The following is a 674-nucleotide window of genomic DNA, read 5'->3' on the forward strand; positions in this document are numbered from 1 at the left end:
GGGGCCGGGGGATCCGGGGACGGGCCGGCGATCAGCGCGGCCAGGGTGTCGCGGGTCCAGTGCCCGGCGACGCCCGGCGACCCCACCAGCGCGTCGGCGGTCCGCTCCGCGTCCCAGCCGTTGGCCTCCCGCAGGCCGGTGCCGATCCGCCACAGGTAGGCCGGGGCCGGGGCCACGGCCGACACCTCGTCGGACCGCCAGGGGGCGGTGAAGGTCACCACCGGCAGGCCGTCGAGCTCACCGGCGAGGACCAGCGTCTCGTACCGGCCGGGGCCCATCCGCAGTCGGCCCGCCGACCGCAGGGCGTGGAGGTCCGGTGCGGGTTCCGTGCCCGGCTCCCGGTACATCTCCTGGGCCAGCAGGTCCGCGAACTGCCCGGCCCGCAGCAGGTGGGCGCGGGCCGCGGTGGGGCCGGGGGTGTCCGGGTCGTAGAAGGCCCGGCCGCCCCGCCACACGGGTGAGACCGTGGCGAAGTACAGCGAGCCGGGCAGCCACAGCGGGGCGCTGCGCTCCGGCGGACGGGGGTCGCGGCAGCCCGGGTAGGCGCGCCCGCCGTCCGGGTGAACCCCGCCGCGCAGGTAGAGGGCCAGCCGGGCGGGGTGGGTGTTGGAGCCGTAGGCGGCGTACCAGAGCCGGTCCACGGGGCTCACCCCCGCCCGTACGGGCGGGGGGAC

The 674-nt window shown here is 78.8% G+C and carries 1 protein-coding gene; it reads right to left on the minus strand.

The annotated features are described in order from the left end of the window. Positions 1 to 641: histone deacetylase (locus FOE67_RS27720; protein WP_323385629.1), on the minus strand; the 641-nt coding region annotated here is incomplete at its 3' end. Positions 642 to 674: the final 33 nt, after the last annotated feature.

Source organism: Streptomyces calidiresistens (assembly GCF_014141525.1).
In the GTDB taxonomy this organism is placed as follows: domain Bacteria; phylum Actinomycetota; class Actinomycetes; order Streptomycetales; family Streptomycetaceae; genus Streptomyces; species Streptomyces calidiresistens.